Source organism: Mycoplasma sp. E35C, from assembly GCF_019873825.1.
Taxonomy (GTDB): Bacteria; Bacillota_I; Bacilli_A; order Mycoplasmatales; family Mycoplasmoidaceae; genus Mycoplasmoides.
In genome coordinates, this window is sequence record NZ_CP068418.1 from 742,649 (window position 1) to 768,346 (window position 25,698).

Below are 25,698 nucleotides of genomic sequence, written 5' to 3' on the forward strand. Positions count from 1 at the left end.
TTCTTTAAGAAATAAGATCGGTGATTTTAAGCATTAAATTGTTAAGGTTTTTTTGTTGTTTAGCACTGATTAATAAAATTCTATCTTCTGAAACTTTTAGATAATCCAAGATCTTTTTCTTGTTATTATCATAGGTTGATTTGGGATATTTATCAATCTTGTTAAAAACAATGTAGTATTCAATACCCAAGGATGCTAGTAATCTTGTGATGTCTAGATCTTGGTCAGTAATTACACCAAGATCTAGAACTTGGAAAATCGCAGCCAAATTTTGACGATGGTTTAGATAATCTGATAAGAAGTTAGTAATCGTTTCTTTTTGAACTTTATTAACCTTAGCATAACCATATCCAGGTAAATCAACAATGCGACGGTTATTAATTTCATAAAAATTAATGGTAATTGTTCGTCCTGGAGTTTTTGAAGTATGCGCGATTTTAGATCTGGCTAAGCCATTGATAATTGTTGATTTACCAACATTTGATCGTCCAATCAAACATACTTCTTTTTTGGCATCATTAATGCAATCTGATAAACTGGCAGCGCTTTTAATAAAGCGATTCATTTTAATTACTTAGCTTCCTTAGTATAAGCACGCATCATTTGTTTTACTTGTGCTTCTGAAGGTTTACGACCCATTTGTGCGTATAAACTACGAATTTGCGCTTCGGTGATTGGTGGGTTTTTCTTGATTTGGCGTTTGAATACTTTGATCGCAATAATATAACCAATAATCGCTCCAGCAATCAAACAAAGTGGAATACTTAATCCTAATGCTAATGCTAAATTCTCCATATACTACTCCTTATGACTTTCTTTATTAGTTTGATTTTGATAATCATTACTTCGTTTAAGAATATCACCTTCTTTGATTGGTTTGATATCCAATTCTTCATTTAATAAATGTTGTTCTTGAGTTGAAGTTGAATGATAAAAATCAGTTTGTGTGTCAGTTTCTTCTTGGGTATTATTGTTTAGTTGTGATCCTGACAATGCTTTAATTTTATTATTTTTATAAGCATTATTTTTTTGTGATCGTCTAGTTTTCTTATATTCAACCGTAAATTCAGGAATTTCATCAACTGAAACTAACTCTAATGGGTTTTTAGATAAAACACTACCCCAAGCTACTTCTTCCATTCTGCCCATGAAATAACTTGGAAAATTATTTAACAACATTGATTTAGAGACAGCATCCATTTCATCAAAGTGTTTGGTGCTGATTACTGAAATAATTCTTGGCACAATTGAGTTTTGCATCAACTGATCTCTGAATGATAATGCCTTAATTAAATCACTTCCACCAGTTACGATATTAACAGAAGCATAACTATTATTAATTAGTTCATACCCACCTAGATTAATACGTTCAGCATTGGCGTTTACTAAGTCATTAGCATGAGGTAATACTAAGAAATTATTTGCTTTATTTTCACGATAAAAATGCGAAATACAGTATTTTAATTCATCGTATGTTCCTGGTTGTAATACCAATGAATCTTCAATGTTATATAAGGTGTGATAAACCAGATTTAAGAAGTTTTTAGTAAACCCTTTAGGAGTGTTGATTAGATACAAACAAGGACTGTGTAAGATCTTATACAATAGTGATTTAATTGCAATTGTATAAATTAAATCAATGTCAGTATTAATGATTGGTAAATGAACTTTTTGTTCAGTAATTGCAAAAGCAATAATCTGAGCTAATTCAATTCAGTTACCTAATAAAACAACACGATCATTATTTAAAGCATCGACTTCTTGTTCTAAATAATAATCATTATCACTCGCATGTAATAAGATTGTATTTGGTTGAGTTCTTAGCATTACTGCTTTTAGTTGAGAAAAACTTAAATCATCAGCAATCTGATTAGCATCAATCTTTCAATCAACAAATGATGTTAAATGATCTGGTAGTTTAATTCCAGATTGCTTCATCATTGTGATCTGATCATTAATCAAGCGTTTTAATTTTTGATTACGTTCTTTTTGAACAGGCAAAATATCATTCGTTGTTTGAATTAATACCTTAAATTCTTCACCGTTGTATTCAAAACGTTTGATTAAGTCATCTAATTCAGATTGATCAAGGTTTTTATTAAGTGCTTCGTGCGTTCCTGCTGTTTTATAACCATGACCAACAATCGTGTTGATTTCAACAAAAGCGGGTTTTTTAGCATTAACTGCTTTGTTAAAAGCAACATCGATTTTATCCAGATTATTACCATTAACAACGTTAATGTATTTATAACCAAGATCTTTAACGATCGTTGAAAAATCAGTAACTAAATAGTCACTATTAGCCCCACGATCTTCATATCTGTTATTATCATAGATAATAACAAGATTATCTAAATTTTGATTAACCGCAGTTTTTAGTGCTGCTAGTGCATAATTCGAATTTAAATCTGCAGCAGTAACAATACAATAAATCTTATTAGTTCTGGTGTTATGCGATTCTTTTTGAGATAACTTCGCATCAATCGCCAAACCAACAGCATAAGCTAAACTATACCCAGATTTGTATTTTGAAAAATCATAAAGATTTCTAATCTTTTTATCATATGAAAAATGGATCAGATCATCTAATTGAATATCTGGGTGCTCTAGTATGTAATAACAAGTGCGAATGATTGATCCACCAATTTGTTTGGATACTACTAGTTTGTCGTTATATTCAGCATCGATGTCTTCAATGTCCATAACTAGGTAGTTACGAAATAAAACATATAGATAACTGGCTGAGCCAAATCCATATGCTGCTTTACCTATTGAACTATGATTGACAGTATCAAAAATTAAAAACCTAAAGTTATTAACGATTGTTGTAGCATCTTTAGGAAAAGGTTTGTTTTGATAAATCGATTTAATAACCATGATTAATAACTATCGGAATAATCGTTTGTTTTCGGCGCTCTTCAACTTTTCTCTAAAGTTATTAGGAACTTTAAAGATATAATTTGATGGTAAATAATAAGATTTCAACAAACCAATAATTTCGGATTCGAATATCTCTTTACAGCTAGGAGCTGTGCTACGATATTGAATACGCACTTGGTCTATTATATTGGTAATTATACTAGATTTAAAATCCTTTAATCTGTCTTTAATTACTGTGTAATTGCTAAACCATTTAATCATGTCAGGGAAGTTAGCAAAGATATAACGATATTTAGCAATCAATAACTTGATCCTGCTTTCGTCATAGTATCTTTCATTTTCAATGTAATTTATTGTTGGTTTTCAAACAACCCTGAAGAAATCAGCATTTGCCAATAAATCATATTTTAAATATGAATCTGGAATATGAGCGTTTTTAGCAAACTTCATGTCTAGTGCTTCAAAGAAGTTTTTTCTTATCAACATTCCTTGAGTAGTAAATGAATTATTAAATATATAGTCAATAGAATTGCGATCTGACGCTCTTTTATCGTTGGTTGGAATATCATAAGTCCCCTTCATTGGATTTGAAGTGGTGGTTATCATATTGCGCCCTAGAATGATTTCTGTAAACTGTTCGTTTACTGAAACCATGTTTTTAATAGCATCTTGGTTAAGCGTGTTCGGTGTTTCTAAAAATAAAAAGAAATGTCCTGTAGCATATTTAACTAATTGATCATAAACAACACCTAGACCCTTACGAACAGGGTTTTTGTAAATACGAACATTTTGTTCAACTGTTTCAAAAATCTTTAAGGTTTGAAACGAATCGTCAGTTGAACAATCATCAATACAAATGATTTCAATATTCTTATAACTTTGAAATAACGCAGAGCTTATTGTTCTTTCTAAATACTTCGAATTATTATATACAGGAATAAGAATAGAAATTAAAGGGTTTTTTACATAATAAAACTCGGATGATCGTGAATTAGTTTCATTCATAACATGCTTAGTTGCTATTTTAATTTAATTATAGATGCTATTTTATTGTTTAATTAACACATTTTAAATATTTTTTCTAATAATTTAATATTTATATAAATTATTGTTTTTGATGAGTAAAAAAGTAATTTTTCATATCGATTTTGATGCTTTTTTTGCTTCTGTTGAAGAAAAATCTAATCCAGAGTATGTCAATAAACCTTTGATTGTAGCTTCAAAATCTAATGGTTCTGTTGTTTCTAGTGCTAATTATTTGGCAAGAAAATACGGTATTCATTCAGCAATGCCGATCAGTCAAGCCAAAAAGCTTTGTGCTCATCTAATTATTAGTGAAGTTAATTTTTATAAATATGAAGCAATTTCAGCATATGTTTTTTCTTATCTTAAAGAATACATAAGCAAAAAGATTGAAGTAGCTTCAATTGATGAATGTTATTTAGATGTAACTAACATCTTAGACAAAAATAAAGAACTAACGCCTTTTGATTTGGCTAAAAAAATTCAAAAGCAAATTTATGAAATGACAGATTTAACTGTTTCAATTGGAATTAGCAATAATTTATTTTTAGCAAAAATGGCAACTGATCAAAATAAGCCAAATGGTGTTTATGAAATTTGACCAGAAGAAATCAAAGAAAAATTGTGACCAATTGATATTAAAAAAATGTATTTAATCGGATCAACAAAAATTCCAATGCTAAATTCATTAAATATTAAAAACATCGGTAATTTTGCACAATTTGAAGATAAAAATAAACTAATAAAAATATTTAAAAATACTTTTTGAACTCACTATAATCACGCTAATGGAATTGGTAGTGATTTTGTTGATTATGAAAAGAGTTCTAGAAGAAGTGTTTCTGTTTCTAAAAACCTTAGACATAAAATTAGCACTTATGAAAATTTAGTTAATTTATTTGATGAATTATTTGAAGAAGCTTTTGATCGATTAAAAACACAAAATTTTTTAGCAAAAGGTATTAGCGTTTCATTAAAAACAACAAAAACTCACTCATTATCTTTTAGTTTTGATGATTTTATTGATAAAAAATCGTTGTTTTATAACAAGTCAATTGAACTATTAGAAAGACTACATAATGATGAGTTAGTTTCAAATATTAGTGTTGGTTTTTTTAACATTAAAAATAAATATAAAATGACAACTAACATTAATATGTTTAATGAGTTGTCATACGAAGAAAAAAATAACTTAATTTTAAAAAGAATTGTTAATTCTGTTAATAAAGAATTAAATCAAGAATTGTTAAATATTGCCGCTGATTTTGAATATTTTAAGTTTCAGAAATAAGTTTTTTTATCAATAATAAATCCATTTTAAATAAGTTTAAATAACGGTATAAACTTTTGTTATTACAATAAGGAATTTTAAGTTTTTCGCAAAGTTCTAAACGGAGTTTTTTTGTGTTTAAATTTAATGATAAATAATCTTCTCAACTTAAGGTTTGGGTTTCATTGTTTTTATCAACACTTATTAAATTTTTAAATGCTTCTAAAATCAGTTGATTGTCAGCTTCTGCAACGCCTTTTTTCTTAGAATGCTTTAAATCTTTAATATCAATAAAAACTTCTTTAAAAACTGTTAATTCTTTGATTAATCGATCTCTTATTTTTTTACCCTGATAGTCAGGATCTAAAAAAAGAATAACCCCTTTAGTTAAGCTAGCTTGCTTAATTAGGTTAATCTTTTCAAGTGAAATTTCTGATCCATTAGTTTCGATTGTTTCGCAATTAAAAATGGATTTTAATTTAACGGTATCGGTTTTACCTTCAACGATAATAATTTCGTTGATTAAAGGTTTTCTAAAATCTTTTTTAGATCTGGTGATTTCGCTCATTCTTGATATGCACTATAAATATCACTGATAGAACCACCTTCCATATATGTTTTTAATACCAAGCTATAAAAGTGGTCTAGTTTAACTACTTTAAAATATGAAGTATCTAAATCACGGTGTGACTGATCAATAGTATCAGTTATGTAAATTTCATCAATTTCTTTATTTTTATGACATTCATCAAATAATTGAATAGCATTTTTATTCAATAACCCATGAGTAGCCATTACTAAAACTTTTTTAGCACCATGTTTGTGTAAAAGTTTAGCAGCAGACATAATTGTTCCACCAGTATCAATCATGTCATCCACTAAAATACAGCACTTGTTATCAACTTCACCTAAAATATTGATTGATTCAGCAACATTTGGTTTTGGTCTTCTTTTATCAATGATTGCTAATGGAACATTGATAGATTCTGCAATTTTTCTAGCTCTTTTAACACCACCATAGTCAGGTGATACAACAACTAAATCATCAATTTTGTTATTTACTAAAACATTACATAATAAAACAAATGATGCTTTTAGCGTATCTACTGGAATATCAAAAAAACCTTGAGTTTGATCGCTGTGAATATCAGTCAACGTTACACGATCAGCACCAGCCTTAGTAATTAAATCGGCTACAAGTTTAGAACTAATAGGTTCTCTCCCTGCTGATTTACGATCTTGTCTAGCGTAACCATAGTAAGGGATCATAGCTGTAATTGATTTAGCTGATGCTCTTTTAGCTGAATCAATAGCAATTAAAAGTTCCATTAAATTGTCATTAACAGGGTTGCATGTTGATTGAATGAAAATAACATCTTTATTTCTTAGTGTGCAATCAGGGCGAACAAAAATTTCACCATCAGCAAATTTTTGAATTGCTATTTCACCAGGTTTAACATTCAATTTTTTGCAAATAGATTCTGTTAATTTTTTAGAGGCAGATAAGCCGAAAATAATGTGATTAGATTTAATATGCATTTTTAACTAGTTAATACAACAATTTTAAAATATTAAACCACTTTATTTTTGGCAAATTTTAAAGTTTTTTAATCTAATTAAAAAGATTAAAATTAGTTTTTTTCACATTTAGTTTAAAGTTAAAAACTGTTAAATATCTAGTTTGAATTATTTATTTTTATACATAAAAATTTGGTTAAATAATTGTTAAATTTAACGCAAAATAATTAACTAAATTTTTAATAAAAAATTAAAAAACTACGGTAAATTTAACATTTTTTATTAAATTACTACCAATTATTAAATTGTTTTTAAATTCAGTTTTTGATCTTTGATATTTAATTCATAATCATACAGTTTTCGATCAATTGAATCTAAATGATGAGTGATATGTAGTAATGTTAAATCTTCTCTTGAAGCTAAATATTTTTCAATCTTTTTAAATAATTGGACATCTAGATTACTTAATGCTTCATCTAGAATTAAGAATTTATAGTTTTTATATAAATATCTAGCTAAATTGATTCGTTGTTGTTGACCGGTTGAAACACCCTTTTCATCACTACCTAAAATTTGATCATCATCGAGTGATTCTAATTCCAATAATTCAATGATTTCTTTATATCGTTTTTCATCAAAATTACCGTGATTTAATCAAATATTGTTCTTTAATGAATCGTTTAAAACAATTGAATTATTATCAACATAACCAATCGAATTATAGAACGTTTTTTTATCAACTCATTGATCATTAATTTTTAACATTTGATTATCTGTTGATAAATGATTTGATAAGATTTTTGTTAAAGTGCTTTTACCAGCACCAGACGGACCAGTGATTAAATATTTTTTATTAATTTCAAAATCATAATTAACATCTTTAAACAACACTTCTTCACGATCAGTTTGATAATTTAAATTAATCAAGCTTAATGATTTAATTAGATCTGAATTATAGACAACCTTATTTTGTTCATCAATTTTAACTAAATTATTTATCTTCTTCATTATTGCAGAAGCTGATTTAATATCACCTGTTGTGTCAAATAATGTAAATGATTCTCTAAAAAAGTTATTTGCTAATGAAGATACACTTAAAATAATTCCAGGAAGATTGCCAAACATCAATTGATTATTCTTATATAAATAACCTGATAAAAAGATTAAAATACTTTCAGAAATTACTAATGCAAAGCCATAAAAAATTAATCTTGATTTTTGATATTTTGCATATCTAACATTTGCTTTATAAATATCATGATTTGGTTTCTTTAATAACTTGTTTACAAACAAATCAATTTTGTTTGCAAAAAACAATGTATTTAATGCTTCTAAATGTTTTTTAGTTGTTCCTATATAATTAGCAGATGCTTGATTATATTCAAGTGTTTTTTTAACAACCATTTTGTTAAAAAATATTGAAATTACCGTAAATAATGCAAAAAAACCTAAACCAACTAATCCAATAATGTAATTAAATAAAAATAAAACAGTTCCCATTAAAACAATTGAAAAAATTGATTTAATTAATGATTGAATTTGTTCAAAACCTTTACTTTGAATTATTGATAAATCATTAATAAATAATGATTCTAAATTGTATTCATCACTTAGTATTTGTTGGTATTTTAATGATGAAATTTTATTAGTAATCAAAACCTTTAATTGGAATGAAATTTTGTTGTAAAGAATTTGGCTTATATAGTTAGTTCATATTGATAATAAAACCGCACTAACAATTGCTACTAAAATTGTTCCCGTTCAAATAAAGATTCAAGCAATATCTCCTTTTAGTGCTGCTTGAAATACGAACAATCCAGCAAAGAACGAATAAGTTGTGCTTGCTGAAACAATAAAAGTTAAAACAAGCACTAATGTTGTTAAGAACTTATGTTTAAAAAGACACTTTAACATATTGCAGCTCCTGTTAATTCATTAAAATTAATTACTTCATCATATTTTTTGATCTGTTCTTTATCAATATGGTGTGAAATATGAATAAATGTCAAATTAGGATTTTTTAATATTTGATTTTCAATTTCATTAGCATTGGTTTTATCTAAATGTGATAATGCTTCATCAAAAATTAATAATGGTTTAGGGTTATAGAAATGTCTAGCAATGGCAATTCTTTGTTGCTGTCCTGATGAAAAATTGTTTTCTAAATCAATTTGTTGATCATAATCATTAATGAAATCAAGTTTAGCCAACTCTTTTAATTCACCTAGTTTATTATCATCAACATTTTCTTTGAAATACGTAATGTTATCTTTAACTGTTCCTAAAAATAAATAAGGGTTAGATTGTAAGTAATTTAAGGTATTAAATATTTCTTTTTGATTAATATCTTTAATATCATTTTCATCCCATTTAATTTGACCTTCATAATCAGCATAATTACCCATTAATAAGTTAATTAACGTTGATTTACCAGAACCACTAGCACCAATAATTAAATACTTTTTATTAGCTTGGAATTGGTAATTAAAATTCGTTAAAATATCTTTTTCTTCGAATTTAAAATTTACATTTTCAAAACTAATTGCATTAAAATTCAACATCTTTGTGCTTGTTGGATCAAACTTAGTTTGTTTGGTTTCATTCAAGTTGGTTTTAATAATTTTCTTAGCAACAGATAACTTATTAACACCCTGATAAATACCACCAAAACTACCATACATATTACCAGCTAAACTAGTAACTGAAAACACTGCTGAAATGCCAAAATCATTCGGAATTATCGGATTATTTGCATATAATACTGCAAACATTAAAGCAAAAGTGATTAAGAGAATTTGCGAAAACGAACTAACTATACTAATGCAAAAAGCAAACAATGATTGCTTTTTTAAATAAATTAATTCTTCTTTTTGAAACCATGCAGAATTATCTTGCATCTTTTGGATCAATAGATCTAAACGATTTAAAAAGAATAGATTACTAACACCCTTATTTAATTTATTAATAGTTTGAATGTGTTTTTGATTAGCTTCACCATAATTTGATGAAATCTTTCTTAAGTATTTATTAAATGCAATCGGCACTAAGAATGAAAGAATTAAAAAGCCAATTGCTATCAAAGCAATCATCCAGTTTAAATATATTAAGAAACTTAATGAATAAATTGCCGTGAATGATAAATCAATCATGCTAAAAATAACACTCAATCCATATCGATCAAAATTATTAAGGTCATTATTAATCTGGTTATGTAAGATTGAGCTATCATTCTTCAAGATTTCTTGATAAGAATAAACATTAATCTGAGTTAAGAAGATAAAACGATATTCATTAAAACATGATTGAATGTATTTTTGCTTAACAATATGGTTTAAATAGTTAGTAAAATAACCAAACAATTCAGCCAATATCGTTCCCAAAATGAAATAACCAAATAATGCAAAATCATCTTTTAGCAATGAACTAATTGCATACGTTGGTAAAAAAGTTCCACCTACTAAAAGCAAGTTACCTAAAAATGACAAGAAAACGACCAGTAAAAACTTCGCAATATGTTTTTTAAAAAAGAAGTATTTCATATTAAACATTTATAAAAAAACTTAGTTATCTATTTATTATTGATTAATAAGTAGATAACTAAGTTGTCAGGGATTTAATTTAAAAATTAATTTAAGGTTAATTTATATAAGCACTTTATAATGGTTTTTAATGAATTCAACCCTATAATCTAACACTTGGTTATAACTAAAAATATTAATCTTATCACTATCATTTTGGATAACCCTATCCAAGATATTTTTAGTTCTAACGATTAATTGATTATTAAAATTATCTAATTGATTCTTGATAATGTTAATGTTCATTTTAAAGTGCTATATAACATTAGGTTTAATGTTATATGATTTATTTTAGCATACAAACCATATATAGAAAATTAAAATTTCAGAATATTGGTTTTAGATTTAAACGATTATTAATAATAAACATCATAAAGATACAACCCACTAGCAGGAGCCTTGGTGATTGCACTTCCTTTTTTAGGATTATCTAGCAACTTTTTTAAGTGATCTAGATCATATTTTTTAATCCCGATGTTATATAGCGCTCCGACGATCATACGCACCATGGAACGTAAAAAACCATCGCCAGTTACATAGATATAAATCTTATCTTCTTTGATTTGTAAATCAATTTTTTTGATCGTTCTTAATCCTTTATCTTCATTAGCTGTTGAGAACGATCAAAAATTATGAGTCCCTTCCAGGATTTTGATTGCTTGTTTAATGCGATCAAAATCTAACTTAAAATTAACAATTCAAGCGTGGTCATAAAATAACGGATTATTTGAACAATAATCAATTAAATAAAGATAGGTTTTTTCTTTAGCACTAAAGCGAGCATGAAATTTTTTATCAACTGGTTTAATCCATTTGATATGCCATTGATTAAGTCCATATCGGTTTAAGATTTCTTGTAGCTTTTCTAAACTAATTCTATCATCAATTCTAAAACTGATATATTGATTAATGGCATGAACACCCTTATCAGTGCGACCGCTGGCATTAATAATGATCTTTTTTTCATAAATCCATTCTAATGCATCTTGCAATTTAGATTGGACGGTTACATAATCTTTTTGAATCGCATAACCATGGAACTTATTTCCATGGTATGAGATGTTCATTAAAACATTAAGCTCGAATTTGGCCGACATTGTTTCCTAGACCAATTGTCATTCATTCAGGTGAACCAAAAACACCAAAAAAGACGCGACTAGCAGCTAAGAAGATGAAGAATCCTAAGATCATCATTAAGATTGCGTATAAAACTAAATCAAAGGTATGAATTTTGAAAATTCGATATCTAGTTCTGGCAAATCTTGGGTTATAACTTCTAGCATCCATTGCGTTAGCCAATTCACCTGCATTTCTGAATGCAATTGATACCATCGGGATAATTAATGACACCAAAGCACGCATTCTTTCGATGAAATTACCATTCTTAAAGTCAATTCCTCTAGAAGCTTGGGCATTTAGAATTCTTTGTGATTCTAATAACAATGAAGGCACAAATCGGATTGAAATACTAATCGTCATTGCTAATGAACTTACTGGAATTTTGAATAACTTTAATGGTGATAATAATTGTTCAATTCCAAAGGTTAATTCAATTGAAGTGCTGGTTGATGTTAAAATTGTTGCCAATAAGACCATCATGAAAATCTTAAAGACAATTGATAAGGTAATGAAGAATGTTTTAAAACTTAATGCGTATGGTTGAAAGAAGTATTGTGGTGTTAAGGTTAATAGGTTTTTATCAAAAACAAAACTTCTTAATTCAGCCCCTGCTACTTTTGGCACTGATAGTTCAAAGAAGTATTTATAATTACCATTTTGGATTAATGATGCAAACTTATCATCTTGGGATAATTTATCTTTTAAATCTTCTAGAACTTGATTAAAGCTAATTGGATTGTTCTTATTAAGTTTATCTAAGATGTTAATTTCAGGGTGGTTGATGAACCAATCATAATCATAAAGATTAGAAACATGTCGATCTTCAAAGTTACCAATAATAATGTAATTATGTTGGTGCGAAAACTCTGAGACATTTAAAAATCCAGGGTTACGATAAGTAAACCAGTTAATTAAAAACAAGAATAAAAACATTATTATTATTGTTTTTAAGGACGATCAATAAATTCTAAACGGTAGTTTAGAAATAAAAAAGATTATTGAGATGATTGAAAATACAATTAATTGAAATACCAATCCTGTCGGTAAAAAAACGATGATTACAAAAGCAATAAACATCATCAATTTGATTGATGGGTTGGTTTTATGAACAATTGAATTGCTTAAGATATATCCATTAATTGCGTTTTTCATGTTCTTTAATTACCGTATTAATTGCGTTGGCTAGTTCTTTGATATTTCGGGGTTTGTAATCATAAAGTTTTTTGAATATTGGATTTTTTAATGATAAATCATTAATCACTTGAATAACTTGCGGTAAAGCTATTGAGGTGTTTTTAATCACATCAGGATTGGTAAAGATTTCGTATGGTTCACCTGATGTTAAAATCTTACCATCATTTAATAAGATAATTTCATCAGCAATCTCTAAAACTTTTTCCATCTGGTGAGTAATGACGATTACGGTCTTATTTTCTTTTTTGGATTCTAAGATTAAATCAACCATTTCAGCTTCACCCTTAGGATCTAATCCAGCTGTTGGTTCGTCAAAAATGATGATTTCAGATTGGATGGCTAAAATTCCAGCAATCGCAACACGGCGTTTTTGACCACCTGATAATTCAAAAGGACTGACATCTAAATAAGAAGAATCTAGTCCCATTTTATTAAGATAAAATTTTGCTAACTTTGCAGCTTCTTCTTTATTAACACCAAGAGCAACAGGACCAAACATGATGTCTTTTTGGATCGTGTCTTTAAACAATTGGTATTCAGGAAACTGAAAGACCATGGAAATAATTTTTCTTAAGCGTTTAAAGTTTTTAATCTTCTTGGTTGAAGAAGAAATAACAATATCATTGTTATTCTTAAAATCACGGATTGATAAATTTCCGTATTTAGAAACTAACAAACCATTAAAGTGGGTTACTAATGTTGATTTACCACTACCTGAGTTACCAATAATGCAATAAATTTTGTTCTTTTCAAAAGTGCAATCTATTCCCTTAAGAGCTCAGAACTCTTCAGGAGAATTTTCATCAAATACGCACTTTAAACCTTGTGCTCTTAGCACTTGGTTATCAACTAACGGAGTAATATTGTGCTTTAATCTTTTTGATCAACTCTTGAACATATATTATCGATTAACTCATTATATTTTAATGTAGTATTGATTTTAGCATCCATCTCATTTAGTTGCATGGCTAAATCTAAACTAAAGGGAATATCTAAATTAATTTCTTTTAAAAACTCACGATCTTTGAATATTTCATTAGGATCACCTTGTTTGATTAAATTACCATGATCCATAACTAAAACACGGTCGCAATTAACCACTTCTTCCATATCGTGGGTGATTGAAATCACGGTTTTACCTTGATTTCTTAATTGCAACATGAAGTTTTTAATATCCTTTTTACCCTTAGGATCTAGCATTGATGTTGATTCATCAAATAAGATAATGTTAGGATTAATCGCTAAAACAGAAGCAATTGCCACTCTTTGTTTTTGTCCACCTGAAAGTTTGTGTGGTTCAAATTTTAAGATATTTGTAATACCCACTTGTTCAGCAACACTGTCAATAATACGTTTGATTTCACTTCTTGGGATCTTACGATTTTCTAAACCAAAAGCAATATCATCCTCAGCAGTAATCCCGATAAATTGATTATCGGGGTTTTGGAAAATAATCCCAACATTATCTCGTAAAAATTTAATATTTTCACGAGAAATCGCATAACCAAATAAGTAAATGGTGCCTGATAATGGTTTTAAGATTCCAGTAAGCAACTTAGACATTGTTGATTTGCCAGAACCATTATGTCCAATGATACAAACATATTCTTTTTCATATATTTCATATGAAACATTTTTTAAAACCTGCTTCTTACTGTTATATGAAAACGAAACATTTTCAAATTTAATTACGCAATTTTTATTATTCATTGATTAAATTTTAAACTAAATTAATGGTTCTTGGTCCATTTCAGCAGGAATTTCTACACCAATGTATTTCAAGATTGTTGGAGCAACGTTGGCTAGAATTCCAGTTTTCTTAAATTTAACCGATTTATCAGTAATACTAAATGGCACAACATTAGTTGTATGTTTGGTTACTTTTTGATTGTTTTCATCAATCATCTCTTCAGCATTACCATGGTCAGCTGTGAAGAATACAGTTACGTTATTTTTATTAGCATCTTCTAGTAATCTGCCGATTTCAACATCAAGAGCTTCTAGACCTTTAACTGTTGCTTCGTAATTTCCAGTGTGACCAACCATATCTGGGTTAGCAAAGTTTAAGATCGTTACATCATATTTAAGATAAACTTTTAATAATTCATCAACAATTGCTTTAGCTGACATTTCAGGAGCTAAATCGTAAGTTTTAACATCTTTTCTTGATGGCACTAAAACTTTATCTTCGTTTTTATAATCAACTTCCACACCACCATCAAAGAAGAAAGTAACGTGGGCATATTTTTCAGTTTCAGCAATTCTTAATTGGGTTTTGTTGGCATTTGCTAAAACTTCACCTAGTGTGTTTTTTTCAATTTTTGGTGGATAACAAACAGAACTTGGCACAATTCCTTCGTATTGCATCATTGTTACGAAGTATAAATTGTTTCTTCTAGTTTCTGGGTGGTCTTTGTAATAATCTGAATTGAAAATATAGTGACTTAATTGTCTAGCGCGGTCTGGTCTGAAGTTTGCAAACACAACTGCATCATTATCTTGGATGGTAATTTCTTCAGTTTTATAGTTCTTATTAAATCCAGGCACGATGAATTCATCAGTTATATTTTCATCATAAGATTTTTGAACATACTCACGAATGCATTCATAACTAACACCCTTATTAAATAATAAGTTTTGATAAGCTAAATCGATACGATCCCATCTTTGGTCACGGTCCATGGCATAAAATCTACCTGCAACACTACCAATTTTCGTATTAGTTTTTTTAGAACGATCAATTAATTCATCTAGGTATGAAGCTAAGCTTTTTGGCGGAACATCACGACCATCACCAAACACATGTAATACGGTTGAAATATTGTGCTTATTAGCCAATTCCATGATTGCATAAATGTGATTAATGTGAGCATGCACCCCACCTGGTGATACTAAACCTAGAATGTGTAATTTTGAATTATGCTTTTTAGCATGATCAATCGCATTTAATAATGCTTGGTTTTCAAAGAATTTTTTAGTTTCAATTTCTTTATTAATTAAAGATAAACCTGTATAAATAATTCTTCCAGCACCGATATTTAAGTGTCCAACTTCTGAGTTACCAATTTGATTTTTTGGTAATCCTACGTGTTCTCCACTAGCACCCAACATTACTGTTGGATTGTTTTTAATTAAATTATCTAAGTTTGGAGTGTGTGCGTTTTTTACCGCATTACCGTGGGTGTTGTCACTAATTCCATACCCATCTAAAATCATTAATAAAGCTTTTTTCATAACCACTTTTTCAATCCTTATTTTTATTTATTTAGCTTAATTTTATTTAGCTTCAATTAGCTTAATAAATTTAGTTGCATCTAATGAAGCACCACCAACTAATGCACCGTTGATGTCTTTTTGTGCTAATAATTCTGAAATATTATCAGGTGTTACTGAACCACCATATAAGATTGGCACATTGCTAGCAATCTCAGTTGAACTGATTTCAGCTAGAACTTTTCTTACAAAAGCAATTGCTTCTTGAGCCGTTTGACTTGATGCAGTTTTACCAGTTCCGATTGCTCATACTGGTTCATAAGCAACAATTAAATTAACGAACAATTCTTTGTTAATATCTTTAAGATCTTTTAATAATTGTTCTTTTAAAACATCATTAGTTTTATTTGCTTCGTATTGTTCTAATGTTTCACCAATACATAAAACAACAGTCATATTATTTTCTAATAAAACCTTAGTTTTTTGATTGATTAATTCATCAGTTTCATGGAATAAAGTTCTTCGTTCAGAATGACCAATAATCACATGATTAATGCCCATGTCTTTTAGTTGTTCATAACTAACTGTCCCTGTGTTGGCACCAGATTTAATGTAGTTAGCATCCTGAGCTAAGATAATGCATTCTGGTTTTTTTAATTGATTTGCTAAATCTAAATGTAAGAAAACAGGAGCAACTCCAAAACTAACATTTGATTGTTGTGATAAATCAGTTGCATTTAAAGTATTAAAGAATGCTTGAACTTCTTTAATTGTTTTATTTGTTTTTCAGTTACCAAAAATATATTTTTTCATCTTATTCTAAACCAATATATTGTTTAAGCGTTTTTGTAATTTGATCAGCTTCTTGTTTTAATTTATTAAGCGAGCTTCCATAAAAATTATAATAAAATTTAAACTTTGGCTCAGTGCCAGATAATCTGAATCTAATTCAACTATCGTTTTCTAAAATTCAATCTAAACAATCACCTTTGTTATTTCATTCAACTTTAACAATCTTACGATCACAAATTCTATCGGCTGTATAGTTAGCTAATTGATCACGTCAATTGATTGCTTTTTGTTTTCAATTTAGATCTTCAATTTTAATCGTAATCGTGTCATTGTGAATATAACCAAATTGTGGATAGATTTCTCGTTCTAAGAAATCAACCATAGTAATACCACGTTTTAGACAACTATCATGAATTTCTAATGCTAACGCAGCAGCTTGAAAACTATCTTTATCTAATGAAATTGTTGAAGTTAAAGCACCAATTGCTTCTTCAAATCCCACAATGAAATCTTGGTTGTCTTTATGCTTATTAATTTCATTACCAATCCATTTAAAACCAGTGCCAACGCGATAAACTACACCATTGTATTTATCAATAATTCGATCAATTAAATTCGTTGATACATATGTTGAAACAATGTAAGGAGTTTTATGTAATTTCTTGTGTTTTAAGATGTAATAAGAAAAGATAATTCCCATCTCATTACCATTTAGATATCTAAATTCGTTTTTATGTCTAACAGCAACCGCCAAACGATCAGCATCAGGGTCAGTTGCTAACATGATGTCAGCATTAAAGTGATTAGCGTATTTTAATGATAGTTCTCATGATTCAATTGCTTCTGGATTTGGTGATTTGGTAAAACTAAAGTTTTCATCATAATTACATTGTTCTTTAACAGGAATAACATTGTAATTAAAACGTCTTAACATCTCAGGTAATCAGTAAGAAGAAGCACCGTGTTGACCTGTAAAGATTATTGGAAAATCTTTATAAACATTTTTATCAGTTTTGTATAAATTACGATAAACACTCGTAAAATATGCATCATAAATTTCTTCTGAAATGAATTTAACAAGTCTATCGTTTGGTTGATATTCTAAGTTTAAGATTTCATAACTTTTTGGCATGAAATCAATTACTTTTTGACCATCTTCTTGTAATAATTGCGCACCTTTTTCGTTATATGCTTTAAACCCATTATCCGTTTTTGGATTATGTGATGCTGTGACATTAATACCACCATCAGCATGACATCTTGGAATTGCATAAGATAGCATTGGTGTTGATGTTACTTTGTTGCAATCAAATAAGAAAACTTCAATGCCCATTGAAGTTAATACATCTGTGATTACTTTGGCAAAATGAGCACCATCTTTTCTATTATCATGAGCAATTACACAGCGTGGTGAGTATCCAAATTTATCAATTAAAAAACGACCATAACCAAATGCCATTTGCGCATAAGTAAAATCATTTAAGTATTGGAATCCAGGACCCATTTTTTGACGAATTCCTGCTGTTCCGAATGCTAATGGTTTATCAGCAAAAGCATATTCTAATTCTTCTGCTGACATTTGTAGGATTTGTTGTTTTAATTCTTCACTTACTCTTGGATGAGCTAATCAGTATTTTACGCTATTCATAATGTTCTTATTGTTATTTAACGATTAATGTGTGGTTGGTATAATTACTTTTTATTATCTGCTATTTAGTGCTTTGTAATTAAAACCTAAGGGAATTAATTGTTTGAATTGATAGGTTTTTTTCGTATTATTTTTTGAATAAATTGTGATCAAAGTGTTATCATCACTAAATTCTCATAGTGCTTGACGACACATTCCACATGGTGATGAATTTTCATCAATCGAATCAGTCATTACATAAATATGACTTAATAAGGGAATTTCACCTGTTGAATCAACAATCATTCTGCCGATCGCATTACGTTCTGCACATAATGTAACTGGATATGATGCATTTTCAACATTAACTCCTTGATATTCGTTGTTATTCGTATCAACTAAGATACAAGCACAAGCGAAGTTTGAATAAATACAATAAGCTTTGTTTAGTAATTCAATTAGTTGGTTATATCGCATAAATTATTGTTGCATGAGCCTTTTTGATAATTGTTTCATCAATTGGTTTTGATGAATATAAAGTCATGATTAGTTCGTTGTTTTTCACTTCATCATAACTTTTTTTGTTTAAATAAATTCCAGCTTGAAAATCAATTGCTTCACCTTTGATTTTTCTACCAGCACCTAGTTCTAATGAAACAAGGGCTAAGTCAACTGGTGAAGTGTATTTGATTTTTGATGTTTGTGTTGCTTTAATTTCATGCTTGTATTTAGGCATAAAATATTGGTCATTAACAACTGCTTGTCAATCACCTTTCTGAGCTTTAATTCAACTTACTAACTGTTCAAATGGTTTGTTGGTTTTTAATAAATCATCGATAGCTATTTTTGCTTGTTTTTTATCGTTAAATTTGCTAGTTTCTACTAAAATTTCAACTAACAAATTATCCATTAAAACTTTGAATGAATTATTGTTGTCTAATTCATTTTTTAAATAAGCAACTGCTTCTTTAACTTCAATTGCATTACCAATACTATTACCCAACACTTCATTCATATCATTTAGTTCACAAACTAGATGACGTTTAAAGCGTTTAGCTAAATTTAGCATCAGTTGTTTTAATTGATTAGCTTGTTCAATGGTTTTACAAAAAGCACCTAAACCATATTTGATGTCAATAAAAATATGATCAGAATTAACAGCAAACTTCTTTGAAATAATTGAAGCTGCAATTAATTCCAAGCAATCGGTTGTGGCCGTAACATCTCTTAATTCATACAAAATTTTATCAGCCACAACAAGGTCTTTGGTTTGAGCCATAATGAACATATCATTTTGATCTAAGATCTTTTTAGCTTCATCTAGTTCAATGAAACAATCAACACCAATTGATTCTAGTTTGTCAATTGTTCCACCAGTATGACCTAAACCACGACCTGACATTTTAGAAATCTTGAAATCAAAACAAGTTAATACAGGAGCCAGAGCAATTGATACCTTATCACCAACTCCACCAGTTGAATGCTTATCAATTGATTTTTTATTGTTGGTATCAAAGCTTAATGTTTTACCTGATTTGATCATGAAATCAGTTAGATAATATAATTCATCTTCATTCATGCCATTAAATCAGATTGCCATTAACAACGCACTAATTTGATAATCAGGTATTGTTTTATCAACGCATCCATTAATAAAAAAACCGATTTCATCTTGATTTAATGCTTGTTTGGTTTTTTTCTTTTCAATGATTTCTACAATGTTCATAATTAATGATTAAGCTAGATTAATTGTCTTTAATTCTTGCATTAATTTAACAGATCTAGAAGTGCCAATTCGATCAGCACCTGCTTTAACAAATTCCACTAAATCTCTAGCATTACTAATCCCACCACTGGCTTTAATTAAGATCTTGTCTTTAGCTGCTTCTTTCATAATGTTGATGTCATTAAGTGAAGCACCACGAGTTGAAAAACCAGTTGAAGTTTTAATAAAATCAGCACCACCATCAATACATGCTAATGTTGCTTTTTGAATTTGTTCATCAGTTAATAAGGCAGTTTCAACAATTACTTTTAATACTCTTTCACCACAAACTTTTTTGATCTGGCGAATTTCATCAATCACACAAGCACAGCTGTTAATTAATTCAGGGATATTAATCACCATATCAATTTCATCAGCACCTGCTTTGATTGATGTTTTTGCTTCATAAACTTTTTGTTCAGTAAACGTTTGACCTAACGGAAAACCAACTACTGTGCAAACTTTAACATCAGTTTTTTCTAAGATTTTTTTAGCAGTTTTAATATATGCTGGATTAACACAGACACTAAAGAAATCATATTCGATTGCTTCATGACAAAGTCGTTCAATTTCTTCGTATGTTGCGTTGGGTTTTAGTAATGTGTGATCAATTAGTTTATTAAATTTCAGAATACTCATAAATTAAAGTTTAATAGCCACATTAAGTGCTAATTCAATCATGTCCTTGAATGAAGTTTGACGTTTTTCTGGACTCATTTCTTCGTGGGTAACTAATGAATCTGATACTGTTAAAATCGTCATTGAATTTTTCTTAGCTTTTTGTGCATTAGCATTTAAAGCAAAACCTTCCATCTCAACAGCAATTGCTTTTCAATTTTCATATGCTTGTTTTGGTGTGTATAAGGTTTGATAAAAAGCATCTTCACAAATCACTAAACCTTCGTGGTATTTGATGTTTAGTTCTTTAGCTGTTTGTCTTGATAGTTCTAAGATTTTTTCTGAAGGATAATTGGTTTTGTTTTTAACTTCCACACCAATTAATTTTGCATATGGTGATTCACTGAATGCTTCACTTTCTAAAATCACATCACCTAACTTAATGCCTTCAACTAAAGCACCACAAGATCCAACCCGAATAATGTTATCAACATCATAAACATTGTAAAGTTCATGTGAATAAATTCCGATTGACGGATTACCCATACCATGACCCATTACTGTAATTGGTTTATTTTTATATGTGCCAGTAAATGCATACATATTTCTTACTTCGTTTACTAGTTTTGGATTTTCTAGAAATGTTTCAGCAATTCATTTAGCACGTAATGGATCACCTGGCATTAATACTGTTTTAGCAATATCTTCTTTTTTTGCTTTAATGTGTGGAGTCATGTTTTAATATTCCCTTCTGTGAGTTGTATATATTCTTATCTTATAACTAAATAAAAACTAAATAACTAAAAATTTTTTAAATGTAATTTAACGCAATCCTTTATCAAAATGGTTCCCTGCATTTTTAGGTCCAATCGAGAAATTACCTAATAAAACCATCGTTAATAAAGTTAATGCGTATGGAATGATTCTTAATAAATAACTTGTTGAGTTGTCTGCTAATGTTGATGTTGAATAAATCAATAAAGCACTGAATACTAAACCGATGATTGTGATTGGTAATAATTTTCAACCACTAACAATTAAGATAGCAAGAGCAATAAACCCAACACCATCAACATCACCAGCAAATGAACGTCCAGATTGGTAATAAGCAAACAAGCCACCGCCTAATCCAGCAATTGCAGTTGCTATAAGAATTCCAATTCATTGGTATAAAGTTACATTAATTCCTTGTGAATCAACTGCGTTAGGATTTTCACCAATTGCACGGTATCTTAAACCAACTCTTGAGAAATTCATGATTAGATAAATTATTGCAAACAATAAGATAAACCCAACCATAACAACAATTGCTTGTGTGCTTACTTGATTATCAGTTGTTGTTCTGATGTAAATATTTCTTAAACTAGTTTCGCCAAATAGAACAGATGAACGGTTTGATAAAATTTGACCAAATCCTGTTGCTAATAAATTAATTCCTGTTCCTGCAATTACATGATCAGCTTTTAATTTAATGGTTGCTAAACCAAATAATGCTCCGATCGGAACTGATAATAATGTCGAAATTAATAATGAAACAACAAATGTTCATTGGTATGCTGTGCTGGTTGATTGCGAATTAAACACCTTATTAAAGATATTTGAAAACAACACAAAAAACGTTGCACCAAATGTCATGGCACCGTTGATTCCAATATTAACAATCCCAACTCGTTCACTTAAATAACCACTAAAAACTCCAAGAATTAAAGCAGGAGCTAGGATTAATCACATGTCTAATTGTGATATGCTAAACATTATTTAACTCCTTTCAATAAATTTAATTCTTTTAGTTTAGTTTGAATATTAGCAATATGATTATCAACTTGTGGTTTTAATTCATCTTGCAATGAAACAACTAATCGTTTAATTAATTTTTCATTTTTATCCCATTTATTTAGTGATAATAAAAGTTTGCTATTTCTTGAGTGTTCATATTCTCTAATATTAGTTTCAGTTTCAAGAATGATATCAAACACACAAGCATGATAGAATTCATTAACATTTTCAATACGATCATTGATGTATTTTTTCTTATACTCAACGATTGAATTTTTATATTCATCTAACCATCAAACTTTAAATCATCCAGCAAATTTAGCTCAATGTTTTTGTTTGCTATTTTCACTTAATTTAGATATTAAATCTTTTCTTAACTTCTTGACTTTAAAGATGTAATTTTCATTTAAAGCCGCCATGTTATTCTCGAGGTTTTGGTAATTGGTAATGTTGTTTTTACCATATAAAAACATCATTAGTCAGCGTCATGGTTTTAAGTATGCAACTAATCCGAAGATTGAAATCATATACATTAAGATACCTAATGTTAATGATAATGTTTGAGGGTTTGGTAGGTTAGCTGATAATTGACCAACTTGAATTAATGAGAATAAGATTGAAATAACACCAATTGCTCAAGGATTGTTTAGAGCGATCAATGAAACTGCAATTCCATTAAATCCTTCAGATGGCACAGCACTTAAATTGAAATCACCAAGTGAAGTAAAGCTGATTGCTCTCACATATCCACTTGTATAAACAACCACACCTAAAATTCCTGCAATAGCACCTGAAATTGCAAATGATGATAGTTGTAATAAGTTTTTGTTATACCCAAAATATTCAGCAGAAGTTGAAGATAAACCAGTTGTTTTTAGTTTGTGACCAAATACAGTAAATCTTAATAATATTCAAACAACAATCACACAAACAAGTGTTATTGCAATTGATCAAACTCATCCAGTGTTACTTGTAAAAGAAGAAGATCCTCTACTTACATAAAATGAATATTCTTCTGCAAACGGTATTGATGAAAATTGCCCGTTTCTTCTAGCGTTAGCATCTATGAACATCGGGGTGTTAATCATAATCGCCCCAAGAATTAATAAGATAATTCAGTTTAATAAAATTGCTGATACAACTTCATTAACTTTTAAGTAGATTTTTAATACCCCAGTAAATACCGAAACAAACGCAGCAGCAAACATTGCTAAAAGAATAGTAATAATTTGACCACCTTGTTTTGGAGCAAATCCTGCTTTTTGTAAATAATATGTAATAAAGAAAGCAAACGATGCACCTGCAAGCATTTGTCCTGATATTCCAATATTAAAGATTTTTACTTGCATAGCAAACCCAAAAGATAGACCTGCTAAAGTAAAGATTGCGATGTTGGTAATAAAATCTTTTTGTTGTTGTTGACCTTTTAGTCCTTGACTGAATAATGATCAAAACGCATTAGCTCTTACTTGTGTTGCTAATAAAAGCAAGAAAGTAATAAAGATAGCAATAATTACTAAAAAGATTACACTTAGTGATCTTCTTAAATTATTTTGATTTTCTTTTCTATAAAAAAGTCGATCAAAAAAGATTAAAAAACCTGGGCTGTTCTTAAATCTGTTCATTCAATGACTCCCCTGCTAGTAATTGACCGATTCTAGATCTTGTCATTTCTTCTTTTGGTCCAATTCCGATAATATTATTTCTATTAATGACAGCAATCGTATCAGCTAGCGCCATGATTTCATCAAGTTCGTAAGATACTAATAAAATTGCCTTGCCACGCTTCTTTTCTTCAATGATTTGGTTATGAATGTATTGAATAGCACCAACATCTAAACCACGAGTTGGTTGGGCTAAAATTAATAACTCATGATCTTTTGTCATTTCTCTTCCAATAATCAACTTTTGTTGATTACCACCAGATAATGAACGAGAGTTGGTTGTTCCATTAGCCGTTCCACGCACATCAAATTGATCAATAATTTTTTGAGCATAACTAGCTATTTCAAATGGCACAACCATTCCCATAGATGAAAACGGTTTTTTATCAATTAAATTATTAACTGAATTCAAACGCACACTTTGATCTAAGGTTAAACCATGTTTGTGACGATCTTCTGGAACAAAAGACATCCCCATTTTTGCTCTTGTTTTAATTGATTTATTTGATACATCAACTAAACCGTTTTTATCTCTAAATAAGATGGTGTTTGGAAATGATTTTTTTAATCCCGAAATTAATTCAATTAATTTCGATTGTCCATTACCTTCAACCCCTGCAATTGCAAAAATTTCACCTTTTCTGATATTAAAATTAATGTTAGAGTGTGATTTAGTTTTTGATAAGTTTTTATAAACATTTTTAGCAGCATTAATCCCTTTTGTTACTGCTGTTTTTGCTCAAGCGCCAGCTTTATTAACTAATTCATCATATTGTTCTTGAGCGTTTTTGGTATTTAAATTGAGATTTTTAACAGACAAAACAACATCATCACTAGTTATAGGATTATTGTTAATCGAAGGAACCACAGTGCGACCAACCATCAATTCTGCCATTTCTTCAATCGATTTATCTTTTACATCAAAACTAGCAATATATTCACCTTTTCTGATAACAGTAGCACTATCTGCTACAGCTTTAATTTCATGAAGTTTGTGAGTAATAATTAAGATCGTTTTATTCTTAGCTTTAAATTCTTTCAGAATTTCTAAAAAGCTTTCAATCTCATTATCTGACAATACTGCTGTTGGTTCATCAAAGATTAATAAATCTGCATCTCGATATAAAACTTTTAAGATTTCAACTTTTTGTTGTTCACCAACTGTTAATGAAGAAACTTTAGCATTTAAATCAATTTTGAAATTATATTCATTGATTAGTTTTTTCAGTTTATCAGCAGCTTTTTTATAAAAGATAATCCCACCTTTTGTCGGTTCATTACCTAGGATGATGTTGTCAATTACTTTAAAATTTTCAATCAACTTAAAGTGTTGGTGCACCATACCAATTTTGGCTTTTGATGCATCTTTTGAAGACTTAAAATTTACTTCTCTATCCCAAACAAATATTTGTCCTTTATCTTGTTGATATAAACCAAACAAGATTGACATTAAAGTAGATTTTCCAGCTCCATTTTCACCAATAATGGCATGAATTTCATTTCTTTTAACATTCAAATTAATTCCAACATTGGCCTTAATCTGTCCGTTATTAAATGACTTATGGATATCTACCATCCTAAGGGCGTATCCTTGATCTTCCAATTTTTTGCCTCCTTTTTATTTAGTTAGTTGGTTTTAAATTATAAAAAGAAAAATAACG

Annotated in this window: 23 protein-coding genes; 1 reads left to right on the forward strand and 22 read right to left on the reverse strand. The window is 29.0% G+C overall.

All coding sequences use genetic code 4. From position 1 onward, the window contains the following. Positions 1–4 precede the first annotated feature (4 nt). The 4 genes from yihA to JJE79_RS03050 are packed head-to-tail and all read right to left on the reverse strand — an operon-like array spanning position 5 to position 3,885. Entirely contained in the window at positions 5–565 is a 561-nt protein-coding gene (yihA, locus tag JJE79_RS03035; protein ID WP_222926153.1) for a ribosome biogenesis GTP-binding protein YihA/YsxC, read from the reverse strand. 5 nt (positions 566–570) lie between these two features. Then, positions 571–795 carry a YneF family protein gene (locus tag JJE79_RS03040; protein WP_222926154.1) on the reverse strand — a complete coding sequence of 75 codons (225 nt, stop codon included), beginning with the start codon at positions 793–795 and terminating at the stop codon, positions 571–573. Positions 796–798: 3 nt separating this feature from the next. After that, entirely contained in the window at positions 799–2,877 is a 2,079-nt protein-coding gene (locus tag JJE79_RS03045) for a thiamine pyrophosphate-dependent enzyme (protein ID WP_222926155.1), read from the reverse strand. Positions 2,878–2,886: 9 nt separating this feature from the next. Further along, a complete protein-coding gene (locus tag JJE79_RS03050; protein WP_222926156.1) occupies positions 2,887–3,885 on the reverse strand; it encodes a glycosyltransferase family 2 protein in 999 nt (332 codons plus the stop codon). A gap of 112 nt (positions 3,886–3,997) precedes the next feature. Here JJE79_RS03050 and JJE79_RS03055 point away from each other — a divergent pair, with 112 nt between their 5' ends. After that, complete coding sequence (locus tag JJE79_RS03055) at positions 3,998–5,194, forward strand: DNA polymerase IV (RefSeq protein ID WP_255565829.1); 1,197 nt, start codon at positions 3,998–4,000, stop codon at positions 5,192–5,194. On the opposite strand, the gene rnmV is transcribed toward JJE79_RS03055, so the two are convergent. From rnmV to JJE79_RS03145, 18 genes are all read right to left on the reverse strand, one after another. Then, positions 5,178–5,741, reverse strand: a complete 564-nt coding sequence (rnmV, locus tag JJE79_RS03060) for a ribonuclease M5 (protein WP_222926158.1) — start codon at positions 5,739–5,741, stop codon at positions 5,178–5,180. The genes JJE79_RS03055 and rnmV overlap by 17 nt on opposite strands. Then, positions 5,696–6,712, reverse strand: a complete 1,017-nt coding sequence (locus JJE79_RS03065) for a ribose-phosphate diphosphokinase (RefSeq protein WP_222926159.1) — start codon at positions 6,710–6,712, stop codon at positions 5,696–5,698. Before JJE79_RS03065 ends, rnmV begins: the two co-directional genes overlap by 46 nt. A 279-nt stretch (positions 6,713–6,991) precedes the next feature. After that, positions 6,992–8,605 (reverse strand): ABC transporter ATP-binding protein, encoded by a 1,614-nt coding sequence (locus JJE79_RS03070; protein WP_222926160.1) that lies wholly within the window; start codon positions 8,603–8,605, stop codon positions 6,992–6,994. Continuing rightward, complete coding sequence (locus JJE79_RS03075; protein ID WP_222926161.1) at positions 8,599–10,230, reverse strand: ABC transporter ATP-binding protein; 1,632 nt, start codon at positions 10,228–10,230, stop codon at positions 8,599–8,601. Before JJE79_RS03075 ends, JJE79_RS03070 begins: the two co-directional genes overlap by 7 nt. A 395-nt stretch (positions 10,231–10,625) precedes the next feature. Beyond that, positions 10,626–11,366 (reverse strand): tRNA pseudouridine(38-40) synthase TruA, encoded by a 741-nt coding sequence (gene truA, locus JJE79_RS03080; RefSeq protein ID WP_222926162.1) that lies wholly within the window; start codon positions 11,364–11,366, stop codon positions 10,626–10,628. Further along, positions 11,344–12,540 (reverse strand): energy-coupling factor transporter transmembrane component T, encoded by a 1,197-nt coding sequence (locus JJE79_RS03085; RefSeq protein WP_222926163.1) that lies wholly within the window; start codon positions 12,538–12,540, stop codon positions 11,344–11,346. The genes truA and JJE79_RS03085 overlap by 23 nt, the downstream gene beginning before the upstream one ends. Next, entirely contained in the window at positions 12,524–13,480 is a 957-nt protein-coding gene (locus tag JJE79_RS03090) for an ATP-binding cassette domain-containing protein (RefSeq protein WP_222926164.1), read from the reverse strand. Before JJE79_RS03090 ends, JJE79_RS03085 begins: the two co-directional genes overlap by 17 nt. Further along, a complete protein-coding gene (locus JJE79_RS03095; RefSeq protein ID WP_222926166.1) occupies positions 13,453–14,292 on the reverse strand; it encodes an energy-coupling factor transporter ATPase in 840 nt (279 codons plus the stop codon). The genes JJE79_RS03090 and JJE79_RS03095 overlap by 28 nt, the downstream gene beginning before the upstream one ends. Before the next feature lie 15 nt (positions 14,293–14,307). Continuing rightward, a complete protein-coding gene (gene gpmI / locus JJE79_RS03100) occupies positions 14,308–15,816 on the reverse strand; it encodes a 2,3-bisphosphoglycerate-independent phosphoglycerate mutase (protein ID WP_222926168.1) in 1,509 nt (502 codons plus the stop codon). Positions 15,817–15,858: 42 nt separating this feature from the next. Continuing rightward, the gene (gene tpiA, locus JJE79_RS03105; protein ID WP_222926170.1) at positions 15,859–16,608 is read right to left on the reverse strand and encodes a triose-phosphate isomerase; all 750 of its coding nucleotides are present in this window, start codon (positions 16,606–16,608) and stop codon (positions 15,859–15,861) included. Position 16,609: 1 nt separating this feature from the next. After that, on the reverse strand, positions 16,610–18,235 hold the full coding sequence (locus JJE79_RS03110) for a phospho-sugar mutase (RefSeq protein ID WP_222926172.1): 1,626 nt from the start codon (positions 18,233–18,235) through the stop codon (positions 16,610–16,612). 54 nt (positions 18,236–18,289) lie between these two features. Beyond that, positions 18,290–18,691: a cytidine deaminase gene (gene cdd / locus JJE79_RS03115; protein WP_222926174.1), complete on the reverse strand. Its 402-nt coding sequence runs from the start codon at positions 18,689–18,691 to the stop codon at positions 18,290–18,292. Further along, positions 18,681–19,940 (reverse strand): thymidine phosphorylase, encoded by a 1,260-nt coding sequence (locus tag JJE79_RS03120; protein ID WP_222926176.1) that lies wholly within the window; start codon positions 19,938–19,940, stop codon positions 18,681–18,683. Before JJE79_RS03120 ends, cdd begins: the two co-directional genes overlap by 11 nt. A gap of 9 nt (positions 19,941–19,949) precedes the next feature. Further along, positions 19,950–20,618, reverse strand: coding sequence for a deoxyribose-phosphate aldolase (gene deoC, locus JJE79_RS03125; protein WP_222926178.1), 669 nt, complete (start codon positions 20,616–20,618; stop codon positions 19,950–19,952). Positions 20,619–20,621: 3 nt separating this feature from the next. Beyond that, positions 20,622–21,332 (reverse strand): purine-nucleoside phosphorylase, encoded by a 711-nt coding sequence (deoD, locus tag JJE79_RS03130; RefSeq protein WP_222926179.1) that lies wholly within the window; start codon positions 21,330–21,332, stop codon positions 20,622–20,624. An 87-nt stretch (positions 21,333–21,419) separates the two neighbouring features. After that, entirely contained in the window at positions 21,420–22,352 is a 933-nt protein-coding gene (locus JJE79_RS03135) for an ABC transporter permease (RefSeq protein WP_222926181.1), read from the reverse strand. Beyond that, positions 22,352–23,998 carry an ABC transporter permease gene (locus tag JJE79_RS03140; RefSeq protein ID WP_222926183.1) on the reverse strand — a complete coding sequence of 549 codons (1,647 nt, stop codon included), beginning with the start codon at positions 23,996–23,998 and terminating at the stop codon, positions 22,352–22,354. The genes JJE79_RS03135 and JJE79_RS03140 overlap by 1 nt, the downstream gene beginning before the upstream one ends. Further along, positions 23,985–25,613: an ABC transporter ATP-binding protein gene (locus tag JJE79_RS03145; protein WP_255565831.1), complete on the reverse strand. Its 1,629-nt coding sequence runs from the start codon at positions 25,611–25,613 to the stop codon at positions 23,985–23,987. Before JJE79_RS03145 ends, JJE79_RS03140 begins: the two co-directional genes overlap by 14 nt. Positions 25,614–25,698: the final 85 nt, after the last annotated feature.